The organism is Streptomyces sp. MMBL 11-1 (genome assembly GCF_028622875.1).
Taxonomy (GTDB): domain Bacteria; phylum Actinomycetota; class Actinomycetes; order Streptomycetales; family Streptomycetaceae; genus Streptomyces.
On record NZ_CP117709.1, the window covers coordinates 2,272,988 to 2,292,813 of the forward strand.

Genomic DNA, 19,826 nt, shown 5'->3' on the forward strand with positions numbered 1-19,826 from the left:
GTTACTTCCTCTTCGACCTGGACAGCGTGCGGCGCAGCCGTGCGCCCACGCCGGACTTCGGTTCCCGCAGAGGGGCCGTCGTGATCACGAGCCGGCCCTTGGTGTTGGTGTTCGCCGCCACACGGTGGGGGTCGTTGGTCCCCCAGCGGCGTGCCAGCGGCATCGGCTGCCCTTCGGTGCGGACCGGGATCTCGTACGGGGTGCCCGCCACGTCCACGTAGAGGCGGGCGCCCCTCTTGGTGCGGGTGAGCGCCAGCGGGATACGGGCGGTCAGCAGGGTACCGCCGTCCTTCGCCGCTTCGGCGGTGAGCGTGCCGCGGCGCTCCGGGCGCGGCGCGTCCGGGGGCAGCTTGCGCGCGCCGGACTTGTCCGCGCTCTGGGGCATGGCGCCCTGGGCGAGGGCGACGACAGCCGAGGAGGTGTCGCCGGTGATGCCGGCACGCAGCCGCAGGACGCAGGCGAAGTCCGTGCCCTCCTGTTCCCAGTCGGCCGACTCCAGGCGGGTGCCGGCGGAGAGGCGGCCGGCCACCGACTCGCCGAGCACCTCGTAGTACCGCTCGTCGAGGCCGACGGCCGCGTCGCGGAACCCGGGGTAGGTGGCGAAGGCACGGCCGCCCTCCAGCAGGAAGGGCGGCGCCCCGTGCTCGGTCTCCTCCGCGATGGCGCGGGTGAGCTCGTCGACGGCGCCGCTCCGGGCGAGGCCGAAGCGCACCCGGCGCTTGACCCCGGTGCCGTCGCGCAGGCCGTCGGTGAAGTAGGCGTCCACCAGGGCGCCGACGCCTTCGCACACCTGTCGACGGGTGTCGGCGTCGAGCGTGGGAAAGTCCTTTTGCAGGAGCTTGGTCAGCTCCCAGTCGAAATGCCGCTTGAACACGGCGTCCCGCCGCGGGCCCGCGGGGATCAGGGCGGCCGTGTGCTCCATGATCCGCTGGACGCAGCGGAGCCGGGCCAGGTGGTTCGCCCGGTAGGTGATGTTGCTCGCGTCACCGCGCTTGACCGCGTAGTAGCAGGTGTAGTCGGAGATCACCGAGATCTTCCGGGCCCGGACGCATGCCTCGATGGTGAACGGCTGATCGCTGCCGACCGGCATGTCCTCGGGGAAGCGGAGTCCGTGCGTCTCGACCAGTTCCCGGCGGAAGAGCTTGGTGTTGGCCAGAGTGAAGGGCAGCTCGGAGTCGTCGAGAGTGACGTCACGGTTGCCGGTGTACAGCTTCTGGTGGACGTAGCGCCCGTTCGTGCCGACCATCTTGCCGACGACCACGTCGGACTCGTTGGCGTCGGCGCAGGCGACCATCCGCTCCAGCGCCTCCTCGCCGAGGTGGTCGTCCGAGCCGATGAAGTACACGAAGCGACCGGTCGCCAGGTCGAGGGCGCGGTTGCTCGGAGCGGCCGGGCCACCCGAGTTGGGCTGGTGGACGACGGTGAAGACGTCCGGGTACCGCTGCGCGTAGCGGTCGAGTTCCTTGCCGCTGTCGTCGGTCGAGCCGTCGTCGACCGCCACCACCTGGAGCCGCTCGTGCCCGATGCTCTGGCCCACCAGCGAGTCGAGGCACTCGGTGAGGTAGGGCATCGTGTTGTAGACGGCGACGATCACCGTGACATCGGGTGTGGTCACCTTCTGGGCCCCTCCTCCTGGTCCGTCGGGATCTGCACCGTGGTGCCGCTGGTGGCGGATTCCAGCACCGCCGCGGCCACCTCGACCGTACGAAGCCCCTGCCGCAGCGTGCAGATATCTGCGGGCTCACCCTTCACGGCATCGCGGAACAGCTCGTGCTCGACGAGCAGCGGCTCGCGCTTGGGGATGGCGTAACGGATCATGTCGCCCTCGGAGACCCCGCGGAAGGCACGCAGCGCCTCCCATTCGGTGGTGACCGCGGCGTTGGAGTGGAAGGTGAGGTCGGCGGTGAGGGTGTCGGCGATGAAGCAGCCGCGCTCGCCGGTGACCGAGGTGAAGCGTTCCTTGAGCGGGCTCAGCCAGTTGACCAGGTGGTTGACCATCGTGCCGTCGGACAGCTGGCCCACGGCGGAGACCATGTCCTCGTGCGGGCGGCCGGACTTGGAGACGGTGTGGGCGGCGATCGAGGTGTAGGCCTGGCCGGTGACCCAGCCCGTCAGGTCGATGTCGTGGGTGGCCAGGTCCTTGACCACGCCGACGTCGGCGATCCGGTGCGGGAAGGGGCCCTGGCGGCGGGTGACGACCTGGTAGACGTCGCCCAGCTCGCCGGCCTCCAGGCGGGCGCGGAGCGAGAGCAGGGCCGGGTTGCAGCGTTCGATGTGGCCGACGCCGGCCACCAGGCCGCGCGACTCGAACGCGTCGACGAGGCGGCGGGCGCCCTCGACGGTGTCGGCGAGCGGCTTCTCGATCAGGGCGCTGACACCGGCGTCGGCGAGCTGGAGGCCGACCTCCTCGTGCAGCGCGGTGGGGCAGGCCACGACGGCGTAGTCGATGCCGAGGGCGATGAGCTCCTCGACGGTGGCGAGGACGGGGGCGCCCTGGGCCCAGCCGTTCTTGTCGCCCATCGGGTCGACGACGCCGACCAGCTCGACGCCCTCCAGGCTCGCGAGGACGCGGGCGTGGTGGCGGCCCATGGAGCCGAGGCCGACGAGACCGGCCTTCAGTACGGCGCTCACAGGTTCTCTCCCAGGGAGTTCACGGCGGCGACGATCCGCTCCAGGTCGCCCTCGGTGAGCGAGGGGTGGACCGGCAGCGAGACGACCTCGGCGGCGGCCCGCTCGGTCTCGGGCAGGTCCCAGGTGCGGCCGGCCTTCTGGTCCGGCTCCCAGTAGGGCTTGAGCCGGTGGATCGGCGTCGGGTAGTAGACCGCGTTGCCGATGCCCGCCTCGGTGAGCTTCGCCATCGCGGCGTCCCGGTCGCCGCTGATCCGCACGGTGTACTGGTGGTAGACGTGCCGGGCGCCCTCGGCCACCGGCGGCGTGGTGACGGCCGGCGCGGTGATGTGGGCGTCGAGGTACGCGGCGTTGGCTCGGCGCTGCTCGGTCCACGCCTCCACCTTGCCGAGCTGTACGCGGCCGACGGCGGCGGACACGTCGGTCATCCGCATGTTGGCGCCGACGATCTCGTTGGCGTACCGCTGCTCCATGCCCTGGTTGCGCAGCAGGCGCAGGGTGCGGGCCAGCTCGGCGTCGGCCGTGGTGACCATGCCGCCCTCGAGGGAGTGCATGTTCTTGGTCGGGTAGAAGCTGAAGGTGCCGCCCGCGCCGAACGCGCCGACGGGGGTGCCGTGCAGCGCCGCGGCGTGGGCCTGGCAGGCGTCCTCGACGACGGCGAGCTTGTGCTTGTCGGCGATGGGCATGAGCTTGTCCATCGCGGCGGGGTGGCCGTAGAGGTGCACCGGCATGATCGCGGCGGTGCGCGGCGTGATCGCGGCTTCGACCGCCGCCGGGTCGAGGCCGAAGCTGTCCGGCTCGATGTCGGCGAACACCACGTCGGCGCCGACGAGGCGGACAGCGTTCGCGGAGGCGGCGAAGGAGAACGAGGGAACGATCACCTCGTCGCCGGGGCCGATGCCCAGGGCCAGCAGCAGCAGGTGCAGCGCCGAGGTCCCCGAGTTCACGGCGACGCAGTGCCGGTCGTCGACCAGACGGGAGAAGCCCTCTTCGAAGGCCGCGACCTCCGGACCCTGCACGACGCGACCACTGCGCAGCACGCGTACCGCGGCTTCGATCTCGTCTTCCCCGATGACTGGGCGGGCAGCGGGAATCGGCTGCTCGTTGATGCTCGTCATGAACGTCCTCCTTGAACACCGCAAGAGCTCGTTACCAGGCAGAGCTCCGAGGTGCGGGACGTCTTGCCGAGGCCGCGCGTAACCCCACCGGCGCGATGCCGACGCCCTGCCGAGGAATCCGACCCGGTCGGTATCTTCGCCGGGCCTTGTCACCAACCGTAGTTTTCGTGAAGAACGCTCACACGCATGGCAACCGCCGTCACATTATCAGGGATTTCTCGGCCCATTTCGGGCCCGTTAACCGGCCCCTGCATCAATTGTGAAACAAAGCAGGTGTCCCGCCCCGATGAGCTCGGAGCGGGACACCTGAAGATGAACAACCGGTTACGAATTCATCAGCCGGCCGACGACTCACCCTCCGCGGAGGGCGCGGACGCCGTTACGGACGGCGACGACTGCTCAGCGGCGACGGTCTTCTTCGTCGTCTTCTTGGCGGCCGTCTTGGCCGTCGTCTTGGCTGTCGTCTTCTTGGCGGCGGTCTTCTTCGCGGCGGTCTTCTTGGCGACCGCCTTCTTCGCCGGGGCCTTCTTGGCCGCGGCCTTGCGGGCCGTCTTCTTCGCCGGGGCCGGTTCCACGGGTCCGGACTCGGAATCCGTCATTCCGGATTCCGCCGCTCCGTCCGCTCCCTCGGCGCCCCGGACCTCGGATTCCGCGGCCTTCGGCCCGGGCGCCGAAGCAACCACGACGACCTCCGCGTCGTCCGACCCGGTGGGCGAGCCCGCGGGTGCGGTGACCTTACGGGTCACCCGGCGCCGGGCGCGCGGCGGGGCGGCCACGGGGGCCTCGGCCTCGGGGGCCTTCTCCTCCGGAACCTCCGGAGCCTCCGAGGTCTCGGGCGCCGGGGTCTCGGGCGCCGGGGTCTCGGGCGCCGGGGTCTCCGGGGTCTCGGCGGCGGGCGCCTCGACGACCGGGTCCTCGACCGCGACCGGGTCCGTCGTGGGCTCGGCCGGCCGGACCGGCTCCGCGGCCTCGGCCTGCTTCGGCGAACCCGCCGGGGCGGTCGCCTTACGGGTGGCCCGACGGCGCGGGCGCCCCTGGGGCGCGGCCTCGACCGGAGCCTCGGCGGCCTCGGGGGCCTCAGCGGCCTCCGCTGCCTCCGCGACCTTCGCGGCCGGAGCCTCGGCGGGCGCCGCCTCGACCGGCTCGGGCCGGGTCTCGGCGACGGGGGCCTCGACGGGCGGGGCGGGCGCCTCGGCCCTCGGGGCGCCGGCCGGGGCGGACGCCTTGCGGGAGGCCCGGCGACGGCCACGACCGCGCGTGGCGGCGGCCTCGGCCTCGGCGGGGCTGCCGTAGAACTCCTCGTCGGCGGCCGGTTCCAGGTCCGCCAGGGAGACCGGGGCGGCGACCTCGGCGGCCAGCTCGGCCTCCGACTCGGTCTCGGCGGTCTCGGCTGCGTGCTCGTCGTGACCGTGGCCGTGGCCGTGGTCCTGACCGTGCTCGTGGTCCTGGCCCGCGCCGCCGCGACCGCGCTTCTTGGACTTCTTGCCGCCGCCACCGCCGCCGACGGACGTCGGCTGCTCCATGTGGACGATGACGCCGCGGCCGTTGCAGTGGACGCAGGTCTCGGAGAAGGACTCCAGCAGACCCTGGCCCACCCGCTTGCGGGTCATCTGGACCAGGCCCAGCGAGGTGACCTCGGCGACCTGGTGCTTGGTGCGGTCGCGGCCCAGGCACTCCAGGAGCCGGCGCAGCACCAGGTCCCGGTTGGACTCCAGCACCATGTCGATGAAGTCGACGACGACGATCCCGCCGAGGTCGCGCAGCCGCAGCTGGCGCACGATCTCCTCGGCCGCCTCCAGGTTGTTCCTGGTGACGGTCTCCTCCAGGTTGCCGCCCTGGCCGGTGAACTTGCCGGTGTTGACGTCGACGACGATCATCGCCTCGGTCTTGTCGATCACCAGCGAACCGCCGCTGGGCAGGTAGACCTTGCGGTCCAGCGCCTTCATCAGCTGCTCGTCGATGCGGTACGTCGCGAAGACGTCGACCTCGGAGGTCCAGCGCGACAGCCGCTCCGTCAGGTCGGGCGCGACGTGCGAGACGTAACCGTGGATGGTCTCCCACGCATCGTCACCGCTGACGATGACCTTGGAGAAGTCCTCGTTGAAGATGTCGCGGACGACCCGGACGGTCATGTCCGGCTCGCCGTAGAGCAGCGTCGGCGCGTTAGAGCCGCTGGTGCCCTTCGCCTTCCGCTGGATGTCCTCCCACTGTCCCTGGAGCCGCTCGACGTCACGGCGCAGCTCGTCCTCGCTCGCGCCCTCGGCGGCGGTGCGCACGATGACGCCGGCGTCCTCGGGGACGATCTTCTTGAGGATGGTCTTGAGGCGGGAGCGCTCGGTGTCGGGCAGCTTGCGGCTGATCCCGGTCATCGAGCCCTCGGGCACGTAGACGAGGTAGCGGCCGGGCAGCGAGACCTGGCTCGTCAGACGCGCGCCCTTGTGGCCGATCGGGTCCTTGGTCACCTGGACGAGGACCGACTGGCCGGACTTGAGCGCGGTCTCGATGCGGCGCGGCCCGTGGCCCATGCCGAGCGCCTCGAAGTTGACCTCACCGGCGTAGAGGACGGCGTTGCGGCCCTTGCCGATGTCGACGAAGGCGGCCTCCATGGACGGCAGCACGTTCTGGACCTTGCCCAGGTAGACGTTGCCGACGTAGCTGGTGGCCTGCTCCTTGTTGACGTAGTGCTCGACGAGCACGTTGTCCTCGAGGACGCCGATCTGGGTGCGCTCGCCGCTCTGGCGGACCACCATCACGCGCTCGACGGCCTCGCGGCGGGCGAGGAACTCCGCCTCGGTGATGATCGGGACGCGGCGGCGGCCCTGCTCGCGGCCCTCGCGGCGGCGCTGCTTCTTGGCCTCCATACGGGTCGAGCCCTTGATGGACTGGACCTCGTCGAAGCCGGTGCCCGGCTCGCGCTCCTCCTTCTTGCGGGGCTCGCGGACCTTGACGACCGTACGCTCCGGGTCGTCGGCGGTGCCGTGGTCGGCCTCGGCGACGGCGTCACCGCTGCGGCGACGGCGACGGCGGCGACGGCGGCTGCTGCTCGAACCGGAGGCCGACGCGTCGTCGTCCTCGTCGTTCTCTTCGGCGTCGTCCTGGGCCTGGCTCCGGCCGCGGACCCGCTCGTCCTCGGAGCGGGGCTCCTCGGCGCGGGACGGCGCGGGCGCGTCCTCCTCGGCGGGCTGCTGCTCGTCGTCCGTGTCGTTGACCTCGCCACGGCGGCGGCGGCGGCCGCCACGACGGCGGCGGCGCGAGGGGCGGTCGCCGTACTCGTCGGTGTCCTCGCCCTCGTGCTCGTCCGCCTCGGCCTCGGGGGCCTCATCGGCGGGCTGCTCGGCGGGCGCCTCCACCGGAGCGGCGGGCTCGGCGGCCTGCTCGGTCACGTCGGCCTCGCCGCGGCGGCGGCGACGGCGGCGAGAGCCGCCCTGCGGCGCGGCCTCGGCGGGCGGGGCGCTCTGCTCGGCCCCGGCGGTCCGCTGCTCCTCGACCTCGTCGGCCTCGTCGTACGCCGAGGGGGAACCGGCCGCGGCAGCGGCGGCGGCCGCGGTCTCGGGGGTCTGGAACATCGGCTCGGCGAAGACCGGGGCCTGGAAGACGGCGACGGCGGGGCGCGTCGCGCGACGGCCCTTGCGCGTCGGCTCCTCGGGCTTGGTGGTGAACTCGGGACGACCGGCGGCGGCGGTGGCCCGGCGGCGCTGGCGTCCGCGCGGGGCGGCCTCCTGGACCTCCTCCGCCTCGGCGGCGAGTTCCTCGGCGACGGCGGCGGGCAGGCTCTCGCCCGCCTCGACGGGCTCCGCGGGGGTCTCGACGGGCTCGGCGGCCGGCTGCGGCGTACCGGCGGGCGCGGACGCCTTACGGGACGCGCGGCGGCGGGTACGCGGGGCCGGGGTCTCCTCCACGGCCTCCGCCCCGGCTGCCGGGGTCTCGGCGACGGGGGCCGGCTCGGTCACCGGCTCGGCGACGGGCGCGGCGGCCCCCGGCGTACCGGCCGGGGCCGAAGCGCGGCGGCGGACACGGCCGCGAGGAGCCTGTACGGGCTCCGGCTCGGCGACGGCAGCGGCGGGCTCGGCGGCCTCGACCACGGCGGCGGGCTCGGCGGCGACAGCCGGCTCGACCACGACGGCGGCCTCGGCCGCTGCCGGGGTGCCCGCGGGGGCGGTGGCCTTGCGGGAGGCGCGACGGCGGCGGGGCGCCGGGGCCTCGTCGGGGATCTCCACGGCGACCTCGGTCTCTTCCTCGGGGTCGACGGACTCGGGGTCGACGGACTCGGGGCCGAGGTCGGTGACGGGCTCCGCCGGGGTCTCCACTACCGGGGCGGGGGCCTCCACGGCCTCCGGCGCGCCCGCCGGGGCGGTCGCCTTGCGGACCGCGCGGCGGCGGGTGCGCGGCGCGGGAGCGGCGGGCTCCTCCTCGGCGGCGGCCGGAGCGGGGGTCTCGGCAGCCGGCGCGGGGGCATCGGCGGCCGGGGCGGGCCCGGTGTTCTCCACCGGCTCCGGGGCTCCGGCGGGCGCGGTGGCCTTCCGCACGGCGCGACGGCGCGTACGGGCGGGCGGGGCGGTCTCGGCGACCGTTTCCCCGGGCGTGTCGTCCGCGGCGGGGGCGGCGGCATCGGCGGCCGGTATGGCCGGCGTGACGTCCTCGGCGGGGGCCGCGGTCGCACCGGGCGGGCCCGCCGGGCGGGAAGCGGCGCGGCGCCTGCGGCGCGGCGGCAGCTTGTCCCCGGGGGTGTTCTCTTCGTTGTTCCCGGTCGTGCCGGGTTCGTTCGGCTGAGGCATGCGGGCGGTTCTCCCGTCGTGCTCCCGGGCGCCGCGTCTGATTCCGGTCCGGCACGGTCCGCAGTGGTGCGATACCGCCGTCCGGGGCGCGGGCGCCGCACGGGAGCTGATGTCTGGCTCGCCGGTTCCGTATGCGGTGTGCGTACGGCCTGGCGAAAGTCTTGTGGGTCAGTGCGCGGCCCGACCCAGGTGGCTCCCGGGTCGGAGGGCTGCGCTACAACGACCGTCCTACGCGGAACCTGAACCTTCCGGCGCCGTCGCGACGGCTGCCCCGGCGACCGCGGAACGCGCGGTCGGGGCGGCCTCGCGGTCGGGCGCGAGCGGGTCGGTCACCGTGCCGGACTCCTCGTCGAAGAGCCCCTGCGCCAGCCTCGTCACCGCAGCGGGAACGGGCGGCGCCAGGTCGGCCACAGCTCGGAGACCGGACAGGACGTCGTCGGGTCGCACGGCGGGTGTCACGTGCCGAACAACCAGGCGCAGTATCGCACAGGGCCGCTCGCCCGGCCTATCGGCCGGAGCGTCGACGACCCGCAGGTCGGCGACGGCTCCACGGGCGTCGAACGTCCGGATGCCGTTCTTCGCCTTGCGCTGGACCTCCACGGTCCCGGCGTCGTTGAAGGCGGCCACGGCGGTACGGGCGTCCTCGGGGTCGACGCCGTCCAGGCGCATCTCCCAGACGGACGCGGTGAGCCGCTCGGCCAGGCCCGAGGTCCGGGCCTCCACCGCGTCGATGATGTCGAGGCCGTCCGGCATCGACGCGTCGAGCAGTCCGCGCAGGACCTCGGGGTCCCGCGCCTCGGTGAGGGCGATCTCCAGGAACTCCGCCTCACTGCCCGTGCCGGTGGGTGCGGCATTGGCGTAGGAGACCTTGGGGTGGGGGGTGAAGCCCGCCGAGTACGCCATCGGCACCTCGGAGCGGCGCAGTGCCCGCTCGAAGGCCCGCTGGAAGTCTCGGTGGCTGGTGAACCGGAGGCGGCCGCGCTTGGTGTAGCGCAGGCGGATGCGCTGCACTGCCGGTGCGGGCGGCGGGCCTTCGGGCTGTCGCTTGCCCAGTGGTTCTTCTCCTCGGTGCGGGGCGGGCGCGGTGGCGCGCCGCCCACGAGCTTCGGGTGCCCCCCGGGTGCCGCTCCGGCTCACCCCCGCTTGACGAACTTCTCGCCGAGCGGTGGGGTCTCGGACGCCTGCGCCGCGCTGGGGACAGTCGTTGTACTACCCAGAGTACGCGCAGGGATCCCCACCGGTTCCCCGGACCAAGCGCCGCCCGTGGAGCCGCCCAACGCGCGCCACGCGTCGCGGCGTGCCCGGCGCACGGTTTCCCGGGCGGACGCGAGGGCCGCGCGGGCGGTCCGGCCCGCCTCGGCGGCGGCGCGGCGGGCCGGGGCCCACACGGAGTCGCGCAGGAAGTGGCCGACGGGGGTGCACACAGTGCGGTACGCCCAGGAGACGGGTGCGCCGATCAGGTACCGGGCGATCGTGGCGAGGGCCCGGCCGACGGCCCGGGAGAGGTATCCGGCGATCCGCCAGGCGACCTCGAACGCGGCGGCGGCCTCCCGGCCGACCGGGGCGAGGATCCGGCGGTACGTCCAGGAGGCGGGGGCGACCAGGAGGGTCATGACCAGCCAGACGAGGGCGACGCCCAGCCCGCGCCCGGTGGCCGCGGTCCCCCGCCAGAGCCGGCCCAGCGCCCAGGCGGTGCCCTGCCACAGCCTGCCCAGGACCCAGGCCGCGCCGAGGCCGAGGGGGGTGAGGACCGCCTCGTACAGCCACACCACCGGGACGATCAGTCCGTAGTGGGCGACGGGGACGATCACGTACCGCCACGCAGCCGCGAGAGGCAGGACGAGCAGGGTGATGAACAGCCAGGTCAGGCCGGTTGCAAGACCGCGTGCCGCCGGGGCCAGCAGGGCGGTGCCGATCCATCGCAGGCCGTGGCCCAGCGGGGTGAGGACGGCCCTGTACAGCCATACCGCCGCCGCGGCGATCCCGTAGCGGGCGACGGGGACGACCACGTACCGCCACAGACCGATCCAGGGCCAGAGGAGAAGGGCGACGACCAGCCAGGAGGCGGCCTTGCCCAGCGGGGTGAGGACCCAGGTGTACAGCCAGGTCAGCGGGGTCGTGACGAGGGTGTCGAGGAGCCGTGCCAGCGCCCGGCCCAGCGGGCGCAGCAGAACACGGTCGGCGGCGTGCCAGAGGGCGGTGAGCGCGTCCCAGACCATGCGGACGGGCAGGACGAGCACCACGACCACGATCCGCACCGGGATCCTGATCAGCGTGGTCAGCACGCCTTCGCCGGGCTCGTACCCCTGGGGGGCCTGGTGCTTGCCGTAGTCCATGCCGTCAAGGACGCGTCAGGCCCGGTCCGGGGTTGCCGGCCGGGCCTGACGTCACCGTGTTGTCACACGGAACACGCGAGGGCTATTTGTTGACGACGCTGAGCGGCAGGAGCTTCTTGCCGGTCGGGCCGATCTGGATGTCCAGGTCGAGCTGCGGGCAGACGCCGCAGTCGAAGCAGGGGGTCCAGCGGCAGTCCTCGACCTCGGTCTCGTCGAGCGCGTCCTGCCAGTCCTCCCAGAGCCAGTCCTTGTCCAGGCCGGAGTCGAGGTGGTCCCAGGGCAGGACCTCCTCGTAGGTGCGCTCGCGGGTGGTGTACCAGTCGACGTCGACCCCGAACGCGGGCAGCGTCTTCTCGGCGCAGTTCATCCAGAGGTCGTAGCTGAAGTGCTCGCGCCAGCCGTCGAAACGGCCGCCGGACTCGTAGACCTCGCGGATGACGGAGCCGACGCGGCGGTCGCCGCGCGACAGGAGGCCCTCGACGATACCGGGCTTGCCGTCGTGGTAGCGGAAGCCGATGGAGCGGCCGTACTTCTTGTCGCCGCGGATCTTGTCGCGGAGCTTCTTCAGCCGGGCGTCGGTGTCCTCGGCGCTGAGCTGCGGGGCCCACTGGAAGGGGGTGTGCGGCTTGGGGACGAAACCGCCGATGGAGACCGTGGCGCGGATGTCGTTCTGGCCGGAGACCTCCCGGCCCTTGGCGATGACGTTGACCGCCATGTCGCCGATCTGGAGGACGTCCTCGTCGGTCTCGGTGGGCAGGCCGCACATGAAGTACAGCTTCACCTGACGCCAGCCGTTGCCGTACGCGGTGGCGACCGTCCGGATCAGGTCCTCCTCCGAGACCATCTTGTTGATGACCTTGCGCATGCGCTCGGAGCCGCCCTCGGGGGCGAAGGTGAGGCCGGAGCGGCGGCCGTTGCGGGTCAGCTCGTTGGCCAGGTCGACGTTGAACGCGTCGACCCGGGTCGAGGGCAGCGAGAGGCCGACCTTGTCCTCGGTGTAGCGGTCGGCGAGGCCCTTGGCGATGTCGCCGATCTCGCTGTGGTCGGCGGAGGAGAGCGAGAGCAGACCGACCTCCTCGAAGCCGGTCGCCTTGAGACCCTTCTCGACCATCTCGCCGATGCCGGTGATGCTTCGCTCCCGCACGGGGCGCGTGATCATGCCGGCCTGGCAGAAACGGCAGCCGCGGGTGCAGCCGCGGAAGATCTCCACGGACATCCGTTCGTGCACGGTCTCCGCGAGCGGGACGAGCGGCTGCTTGGGGTAGGGCCACTCGTCGAGGTCCATCACCGTGTGCTTGGAGACCCGCCACGGCACGCCGGACCGGTTGGGCACGACGCGGCCGATCCGGCCGTCGGGGAGGTACTCGACGTCGTAGAAGCGCGGGACGTAGACCCCGCCGGTCTTCGACAGCCGGAAGAGCACCTCGTCACGGCCGCCGGGGCGGCCCTCGGCCTTCCAGGCGCGGATGATCTCGGTGATCTCCAGGACGGCCTGCTCGCCGTCGCCGACGACCGCGCAGTCGATGAAGTCCGCGATCGGCTCGGGGTTGAACGCGGCGTGGCCGCCCGCGAGGACGATCGGGTGGTCGATGTCACGGTCCTTGGACTCCAGCGGGATGCCCGCGAGGTCCAGGGCGGTGAGCATGTTGGTGTAGCCCAGCTCGGTGGAGAAGCTCAGCCCGAAGACGTCGAACGCGCCGACGGGGCGGTGGCTGTCCACGGTGAACTGCGGCACGCCGTGCTCGCGCATCAGCGCTTCGAGGTCGGGCCAGACGCTGTACGTGCGCTCGGCGAGGACGCCCTCGCGCTCGTTGAGCACCTCGTAGAGGATCATGACGCCCTGGTTGGGGAGTCCGACCTCGTAGGCGTCGGGGTACATGAGGGTCCAGCGGACGTCGCAGCTGTCCCACTCCTTGACGGTGGAGTTCAGCTCACCGCCGACGTACTGGATGGGCTTCTGCACATGCGGGAGCAGAGCTTCGAGCTGTGGGAAGACCGATGCGGCAGACATCTCGCGAACCTTCGTGAGCCGGCAGGGGTGACCATCCAGCGTACCCCGGTCCTCACCGCTTCAGATCCGCGCGCAGTCCGGGGGCGCCGGCGCGGGCCCAGACCCCGGGCAGTTCGCGCTCGCGGGCCTCGGCCGCGGCCTCCTCCTGCCCGTACAGCAGTCCCCAGGTGAACGCGGTCTCCCCCGCCGCGTGCGACTGGATCGCGAGCATGCGCAGGGCCTCGCGGGCGACGACGCTGTCCTGATGGTCGCCGAGGACGGACTGCACGGCCTTCACACGCTTGGCGAAGCGCTTGGCGGGCTTGCCGAGTGAGGGGCGGGCCGCCTCGCCCGCGTACCGGGCGCGTTTGGCGGCCTTGCGGGCCTCGTGCATCGCCGTGTCCCGCCCGGGACCCGGGGGTTGCTCCAGAGCGTGGCTCATCCGGCGCGCGAGCTTCTTGTCGTCCTTGAGGACCGCCTTGGGCAGGACCTTGCCGGGTGCGCGGCCGGCGGCCGGGCGCAGGGGCGGGTCGGCGCTCAGCGCGTCGAGGGCGTCCAGGAGGTCCAGATACCGCTTCCCGTCCAGTACGTCGATGATCCTGCGGCGCGATCCGGTGCGGCGGGCGGCCGACCAGACGCGGAGGCGGCCTCGGACCGGGCCGAGCGTCAGGGCGGCGGGCAGGGCCTCGACGCGTGAGCCGAGGCGCTCCTCCAGGACCTCCTGGTCGCGGTCGAGGCCCAGTTCGGCGGCGAGCCACTTGAGCTCCGCGCCGATGGGGTCGGTGACCTCGCGGTCGAGGATCCTCCGGTGGGTCTTGAAGGTGCTGCGCAGTCGGCGGGTGGCGACGCGCATCTTGTGCACGGAGTCGGGCAGGTCGCGGCGGACGGCGGGGTCGAGGCGGACGATCGTGGCGATCTGCTTCCGTACGTAGGCGAGGACGTGGTCGCCCGCGGTGTACGTCGTCGGCTTCGGGGTTCCCGTGTCGTCGGGGTTCAGGTTCGTCTCCGCCAGCGCCCTGGCGAGCTTCGACGAGGATTCCGCAGAACGGATCCCCGCCTTGCGCAACCTCTTCTCGACGGCGTCCAGGATCGCGGGGTCTCCGTCGTCGGCCAGCTCGACCTCGATCTCGGTCCAGGCGGCGGTGGCGCCGCTCCCCTCCCCCGCGAGGCGCTCCGCGAGCACCGCGTCGACGCTGACCTCGGCGAGGAGGGTCCCGTCGGCGGCCAGCAGGTGGTGGACGTCACGGGAGGAGAGCAGCCGGACGACGGGGACGAGCTCCGCGTGGCGGACCCGGGAGCGGAGCAGTGCCGCCAGCGGGGGCGGCACCGCGTCGGAGAGCGGCTCGTGGATCTCGTCCCGTACGCCGACGGCGACGGGGAACTTCGCGTGCCAGCCCTCGTCGGCCCCGCCGGTCCTGCGGCGCAGGGTGAGGGAGTCGGCGGCGAGGCGGAGGTCGTGGGTGTCCCAGTAGACGGCGTCCAGCTCGGTCCGGCCGTGCGGGACGGCCCGGTCGACCCCGGCCGCCCGGGTCAGGTCGGGCAGCCGGGTGTCGTCGGTGGCTTCGTACTTCCGCTCGATCTCGCGCTTGGTGTCCGCCATGTACGGACACCTACCCGCGTGTGCCGGGTTCAGGCGGACATCGGCCGTTGCACCCGGATGGACTGGAGCAGCCCGATCGCCACCCAGACGGCGAACATCGAGGACCCTCCGTAGGAGACGAAGGGCAGCGGCAGCCCGGCGACCGGCATGATGCCGAGCGTCATGCCGATGTTCTCGAAGGACTGGAAGGCGAACCAGGCGATGATCCCGGCGGCGACGACCGTGCCGTACAGCTCGGTGGTCTCGCGGGCGATCCGACAGGCGCGCCACAGGACGACGCCCAGGAGCACGATGATCAGTCCCGCGCCGAGGAAGCCCAGCTCCTCGCCGGCGACGGTGAAGACGAAGTCGGTCTGCTGCTCGGGCACGAACTGACCGGTGGTCTGGGTGCCTTCGAAGAGGCCGGTGCCGGTGAGTCCGCCGGAGCCGATCGCGATGCGGGCCTGGTTGGTGTTGTAGCCGACGCCCGCCGGGTCGAGCGCGGGGTTGGCGAAGGCGGCGAAGCGGGCGATCTGGTAGTCGTCGAGCAGGCCGAGCTGCCAGATGGCGACGGCTCCGGCCACGCCCGCGCCGAGGAGGCCGAAGACCCAGCGGTTGGAGGCGCCGGAGGCCAGCAGGACACCGAGGACGATGACGGCCATGACCATCACCGAGCCGAGGTCCGGCATGAGCATGACGATGGCCATGGGGATGGCCGCGAGGCCCAGCGCCTTCGCGACGGTCCGGTGGTCCGGGTGGGCCTGGTCGCCCGCGTCGACGCGGGCCGCCAGCAGCATCGCCATCACGAGGATGATGGTGATCTTGGTGAACTCGGAGGGCTGGATCGAGAAGCCCGCGGGAAGCTTGATCCACGCGTGGGCGCCGTTGACCGTGGTGCCGAGCGGGGTGAGGACCGCCAGGACCAGCAGCACCGAGATGCCGTAGAGGATGGGGACGGCCCCGCGCAGCGTGCGGTGGCCGAGCCAGATCGTGCCGATCATCAGGGCGAGGCCGATGCCGGTGTTGAGGGCGTGCCTCAGGAGGAAGAAGTACGGGTCGCCCTGGGTGAGGTGGTCCCGGTTGCGGGTCGCGGACCACACGAGCAGCGCGCCGAGGAACGACAGCGCGAGCGCGGCCCCGAGCAGCGGCCAGTCCAGCCGCCGCGCGAGGGAGTCGCGGGCGGTCAGCTTGGCCCAGGAGCCCTCGTCGGGGCCGTAGCGGGAGACGGAGAATCCACCTGCCATCAGGGCTGCCTCCCGTTCGACGCCGGCGATCCGGTGAGTCCGGGCTGCCCTCCGGGCGGCAGGGGCAACTGGGGTTCCTGTCCGCCCGGCTGCTGCTGGGGTTCGGCCGGAGTGGGGTCGTAGGGCTTGACCTTGGGGGCGTAGATCGAGCCGTCGGGCTGGATCTTCGGCAGCGCCTTCTGGGGCTTCGGCAGCAGGGCCTTCTCTTTGTCCTGGTTGCCCTCGGCGTCGAGGCCGTAGAGCGCGTCGTAGATCTTGCGGACGGCGGGCCCGGAGGAGCCGGAGCCGGTGCCGCCCTGGGAGATCGTCATGACGATCGTGTAGTCGTCGGTGTAGGTCGCGAACCATCCGGTGGTCTGCTTGCCGTACACCTGGGCGGTACCGGTCTTGGCACGCATCGGGATCTTGTCCTGCGGCCAGCCGCCGAACCGCCAGGCGGCGGTGCCGCCGGGCTCGACCACCGAGCGCAGCCCCTTGTCGAGGTCCTTGATGGTCTGGGCGCTGACCGGCAGCTTGCCGCTGACCTTGGGCTTGATCTCCCGGACGCTCTTGCCGTCCGGGCTGATCACGGCCTTGCCGACGGTGGGCTCGTGGAGGGTGCCGCCGTTGCTGATGGCGGCGTAGGCGGTGGCCATCTGGATGGGCGTGACGAGCACGTCACCCTGGCCGATCGAGTAGTTGATGCTGTCGTAGGCCTTGAGCTGGTTGCCTTCGAGGCAGCTCTCGTACGCGATCTGCTGGACGTAGGTGCCGCCCTTCTTGCCCTCCTTGCACCAGGCGTCCTTGTTGGCCTCCCAGAAGTCCTGCTTCCACTGGCGGTCCGGGATGCGGCCCTTGACCTCGTTGGGCAGGTCGATGCCGGTCTCGGAGCCGAGGCCGAAGTCACGCGCGGTGCGGTAGAACCAGTCCTTGGCGTCCTTCTTCGGCTTTATGCCGCCGTCCTTCGCCCACTCCTCGTGGCCGAGACGGTAGAAGACGGTGTTGCAGGAGTACTTGAGCGCGTCGCCGAGGGTGATGGGACCGTGCCCCTGGGACTCGAAGTTGGCGAAGGTCTGGTTGCCCAGGCTGTAGGAGCTGCTGCACTGGTAGAGGTCGTCGAAGTCGTGACCGGCGCGCACGGCGGCGCTCGCCGACACCACCTTGAAGATCGAGCCCGCGGGGGCCTGGCCCTGGATGCCCCGGTTGAGCAGCGGGTAGTTGGACTTCTTGCTGGTGAGCTTGGCGTACTGCTTGCCGGAGATGCCGCCGACCCAGTCGTTGGGGTCGTAGTCGGGCTGGGAGGCCATGGACACGATGCGGCCCGTCTTGGACTCCATCACGACGACGGCGCCGGAGTCGGCCTCGTACTTCCGGCCGGTGATCTTGTCGGTCTCCTGGCGGACGGTCTTCATCGCCTGGGCGAGCTCGTACTCGGCCACCGCCTGGACCCGGGCGTCGAGGCTGGTGACGAGGCTGGAGCCGGCCACCGCCGGGTCGCTCTCCGCCTCGCCCATGACGCGGCCGAGGTTGTCGACCTCGTAGCGGGTGACGCCCGCCTTGCCGCGCAGCTCCTTGTCGTACGTGCGCTCCAGGCCGGAGCGGCCGACCTGGTCGGAGCGGAGGTAGGGCGACGGGCCGTCCTGCGCCTTCTGGATCTCCTCGTCGGTGACGGGCGAGAGATAGCCGAGGACCTGCGCGGTCCTCGCCTTGCCGGGAGCGGCGTAGCGGCGTACGGCGGTGGGTTCGGCGGTGATGCCGGGGAAGTCCTCGGCGCGCTCGCGGATCTGGAGGGCCTGCTGGGTGGTGGCCTCGTCGGTGACCGGGATCGGCTGGTAGGGCGATCCGTTCCAGCAGGGCTGGGGGGTCTTGGAGTCGCAGAGGCGGACCTTGTCCCGGACGTCCTGCGCCTTCATGTCCAGGACGTCGGCGAGGCGGGTGAGGACGCCGACGCCGTCGTCCTTCATCTTCAGCAGCTCGGTGCGGCTCGCGGAGACGACGAGACGGGTCTCGTTGTCGGCGAGCGGTACGCCGCGGGCGTCGAGGATCGAGCCGCGCACGGCGGGCTGGACGACCTGCTGCACCCCGTTGCCCGCGGCTTCGGCGGTGTACTCGTCGCCGTTGCGGATCTGGAGGTACCACAGGCGCCCGCCGAGGGTGAGCAGCAGCGAGAAGACGAGGACCTGGATGACGATGAGCCGGATCTGGACCCGCTGGGTCCGCCCGGTCTCGGGAATGTTGCTCACGCGGTGCCCCCTGGGGTGGTCCTGCTGGGGGTGCGGGGGTCGCCCCCCGGGAAGTACAGCCTCACGGAGCGCCCCCGGCCTCCTCGGTCGCGTACGGCTTCACAGTCGCTTGACCCCCTTGATCCTGCCCGCGCGGGCGGCGCGGTTGCGGGCGGCCTTGACGCGCAGCCCGCCGCGCTGGGTGCCGATCCTCAGACCGGTGCCCGAGGCGAGCCAGCCGGCGGCGACGTCGTTTCCGCCGGAGGAGGCCTCGGCGATCGGATCGTTCTCGGTGCGTCTGGCCAGCGCCATGATGAGCGGCACCACGAAGGGCGCCAGCAGCAGGTCGTAGACCGCGGCCGTGAACAGCAGGCTGCCCAGGCCCACATGGCGGGCGGCGGTGTCGCCGACGAGCGCGCCGACGCCCGCGTACAGCAGGGTCGAGCCGATCGCGGCGGCGACGACCACGGCCATCGGGGCGAAGGCCGACTTCAGCTGCCCGTTCTCCGGGCGGATCATGCCCGCGAGGTAGCCGATGACGCAGAGCACCAGGGCGTAGCGCCCGGCGGCGTGGTCGGCGGGCGGGGCGAGGTCCGCGAGGAGGCCCGCGCCGAAGCCGATGAGGGAGCCGCTGACCGGCCCGTACACGAAGGCGAGCCCGAGGACGGTGAGGAGCAGCAGGTCGGGGACGGCCCCGGGGAGCTGGAGGCGGGCGAGGACGGAGACCTGGACGACGAGGGCGATGACGACCAGGACGGTGGAGAGCAGAGTCCGGTTGATGCGCATGGGGATCAGCTCTACTCCTGGTCGTTGGCCGCGTTGTCGGGTTGGGCGTTGCCCTGCTGGTCGCCTGCCGCGTCACCGGCGGCGTCGCCGCCCGGCTCCTCGTTGATGTTGCCGACGACCTTGCCGGATCCGTCCACCAGGTCCCCGTTGGGCTGCACCGTGACGGTGACCGTGGGGGTCGGCTTCGGCTTCTTCTTGACGGGCTGCTTGGGCAGGACCATGTCGCGCGGGTCCTCGCGGGGCGCCTGGACGACGACGCCGACGATGTCGAGCTTGGTGAACCCGACGTACGGCTTCACGTAGACGGTCCGGGTCAGCGCGCCGCCGGAGGGGTCGACGCGGACGACCTCGCCGACCGGAACGCCGGGCACGAAGGGCTTGTCCTTGCTGGAGCCGAAGGTGACCAGCCGGTCGCCGGCCTTCACCTTGGCCTTGCCGTTGAGGAACTGCACCGACAGCGGGCGCGAGCCCTGGCCGGTGGCGAAGCCGAGCTCGTCGGTCTTCTCCATCCGGGTGCCGACGGTGAAGTCGGGGTCGTTGGCGAGCAGGACCGTCGCGGTGCTGGGGCCGACGGTGGTGACCCGGCCGACCAGCCCCTCCCCGTTGAGGACGGTCATGTCGCGGCGGATGCCGTCGTCGGCCCCGGCGTCGATGGTGACCGTCCAGGAGAAGCCCTGGGCCGCTCCTATGGCGATGACCTCGGCGCCCTTGATGCCGTACCGTCCGGTGCCCGCGTTCTTCAGCATCGCGTCGAGCTGGCGGACCCGGCTGTCGGTGCGGTCGTCGCTGCCGAGCTTGGCCTTCAGCTCGGCGTTCTCCAACTCCAGGGTGGAGATCCGGTCGTGCCGGTTGCCGGAGTCCCGTACCGCGCCTATGGCGTTGCCCACCGGGTCGACCGCTGCCGCCACGCCGTTCTCGACCGGTCCGAAGACGGTGGCCGCGGCCTGCCGCGCGCCGTCGACCGGTGACTCCTCGCCGCCTCGGATATCGACCGTGATCAGGGCGAATGCGATGGCGATCAGCAGCACCAGGAGCAGCCGGCTCTCTCGTGTGTCCCTCACGTGCGGCGGCCGTGCCTTCCTCGTCGGAATGTTCGTGCCTGTGTGTACGTGGCTGTACGTGGCTTCCGCCGCGTCGATGTGTCTCCGCGTCGGAACAGGTACAGCAAC

At 72.2% G+C, this 19,826-nt stretch carries 12 protein-coding genes; all 12 read right to left on the reverse strand.

What is annotated here, in order from left to right; translation table 11 throughout:
* Position 1: 1 nt before the first annotated feature.
* Positions 2–1,615: a glycosyltransferase family 2 protein gene (locus PSQ21_RS09800; protein WP_274030049.1), complete on the reverse strand. Its 1,614-nt coding sequence runs from the start codon at positions 1,613–1,615 to the stop codon at positions 2–4.
* Positions 1,612–2,631 carry a Gfo/Idh/MocA family protein gene (locus tag PSQ21_RS09805; protein WP_274030050.1) on the reverse strand — a complete coding sequence of 340 codons (1,020 nt, stop codon included), beginning with the start codon at positions 2,629–2,631 and terminating at the stop codon, positions 1,612–1,614. Before PSQ21_RS09805 ends, PSQ21_RS09800 begins: the two co-directional genes overlap by 4 nt.
* A complete protein-coding gene (locus tag PSQ21_RS09810) occupies positions 2,628–3,746 on the reverse strand; it encodes a DegT/DnrJ/EryC1/StrS family aminotransferase (RefSeq protein WP_274030051.1) in 1,119 nt (372 codons plus the stop codon). The genes PSQ21_RS09805 and PSQ21_RS09810 overlap by 4 nt, the downstream gene beginning before the upstream one ends.
* 335 nt (positions 3,747–4,081) lie before the next feature.
* Complete coding sequence (locus tag PSQ21_RS09815; protein ID WP_274030052.1) at positions 4,082–8,521, reverse strand: Rne/Rng family ribonuclease; 4,440 nt, start codon at positions 8,519–8,521, stop codon at positions 4,082–4,084.
* 228 nt (positions 8,522–8,749) lie between these two features.
* Positions 8,750–9,532 (reverse strand): TIGR03936 family radical SAM-associated protein, encoded by a 783-nt coding sequence (locus PSQ21_RS09820; protein WP_274030053.1) that lies wholly within the window; start codon positions 9,530–9,532, stop codon positions 8,750–8,752.
* A gap of 122 nt (positions 9,533–9,654) precedes the next feature.
* Positions 9,655–10,857, reverse strand: a complete 1,203-nt coding sequence (locus PSQ21_RS09825; protein WP_274030054.1) for a hypothetical protein — start codon at positions 10,855–10,857, stop codon at positions 9,655–9,657.
* Between the two features lie 82 nt (positions 10,858–10,939).
* Entirely contained in the window at positions 10,940–12,868 is a 1,929-nt protein-coding gene (locus PSQ21_RS09830; RefSeq protein WP_274030055.1) for a TIGR03960 family B12-binding radical SAM protein, read from the reverse strand.
* A 52-nt stretch (positions 12,869–12,920) separates the two neighbouring features.
* Positions 12,921–14,447 carry a CYTH and CHAD domain-containing protein gene (locus PSQ21_RS09835; RefSeq protein WP_274030056.1) on the reverse strand — a complete coding sequence of 509 codons (1,527 nt, stop codon included), beginning with the start codon at positions 14,445–14,447 and terminating at the stop codon, positions 12,921–12,923.
* A 29-nt stretch (positions 14,448–14,476) separates the two neighbouring features.
* The gene (gene rodA, locus PSQ21_RS09840) at positions 14,477–15,670 is read right to left on the reverse strand and encodes a rod shape-determining protein RodA (protein WP_274030057.1); all 1,194 of its coding nucleotides are present in this window, start codon (positions 15,668–15,670) and stop codon (positions 14,477–14,479) included.
* Positions 15,670–17,892: a penicillin-binding protein 2 gene (mrdA, locus tag PSQ21_RS09845; protein WP_274030058.1), complete on the reverse strand. Its 2,223-nt coding sequence runs from the start codon at positions 17,890–17,892 to the stop codon at positions 15,670–15,672. Before mrdA ends, rodA begins: the two co-directional genes overlap by 1 nt.
* 99 nt (positions 17,893–17,991) lie before the next feature.
* On the reverse strand, positions 17,992–18,657 hold the full coding sequence (gene mreD, locus PSQ21_RS09850) for a rod shape-determining protein MreD (protein ID WP_274030059.1): 666 nt from the start codon (positions 18,655–18,657) through the stop codon (positions 17,992–17,994).
* 11 nt (positions 18,658–18,668) lie between these two features.
* The gene (gene mreC / locus PSQ21_RS09855; RefSeq protein ID WP_274030060.1) at positions 18,669–19,718 is read right to left on the reverse strand and encodes a rod shape-determining protein MreC; all 1,050 of its coding nucleotides are present in this window, start codon (positions 19,716–19,718) and stop codon (positions 18,669–18,671) included.
* Positions 19,719–19,826 lie beyond the last annotated feature (108 nt).

Coding starts and splice junctions, on each gene's coding strand:
- PSQ21_RS09810 (WP_274030051.1), bottom strand. CDS start 3,746: ATGACGAGCATCAACGAGCAGCCGATTCCCGCTGCCCGCCCAGTCATC.
- PSQ21_RS09815 (WP_274030052.1), bottom strand. CDS start 8,521: ATGCCTCAGCCGAACGAACCCGGCACGACCGGGAACAACGAAGAGAAC.
- PSQ21_RS09825 (WP_274030054.1), bottom strand. CDS start 10,857: ATGGACTACGGCAAGCACCAGGCCCCCCAGGGGTACGAGCCCGGCGAA.
- PSQ21_RS09830 (WP_274030055.1), bottom strand. CDS start 12,868: ATGTCTGCCGCATCGGTCTTCCCACAGCTCGAAGCTCTGCTCCCGCAT.
- PSQ21_RS09835 (WP_274030056.1), bottom strand. CDS start 14,447: ATGGCGGACACCAAGCGCGAGATCGAGCGGAAGTACGAAGCCACCGAC.
- rodA (WP_274030057.1), bottom strand. CDS start 15,670: ATGGCAGGTGGATTCTCCGTCTCCCGCTACGGCCCCGACGAGGGCTCC.
- mreD (WP_274030059.1), bottom strand. CDS start 18,657: ATGCGCATCAACCGGACTCTGCTCTCCACCGTCCTGGTCGTCATCGCC.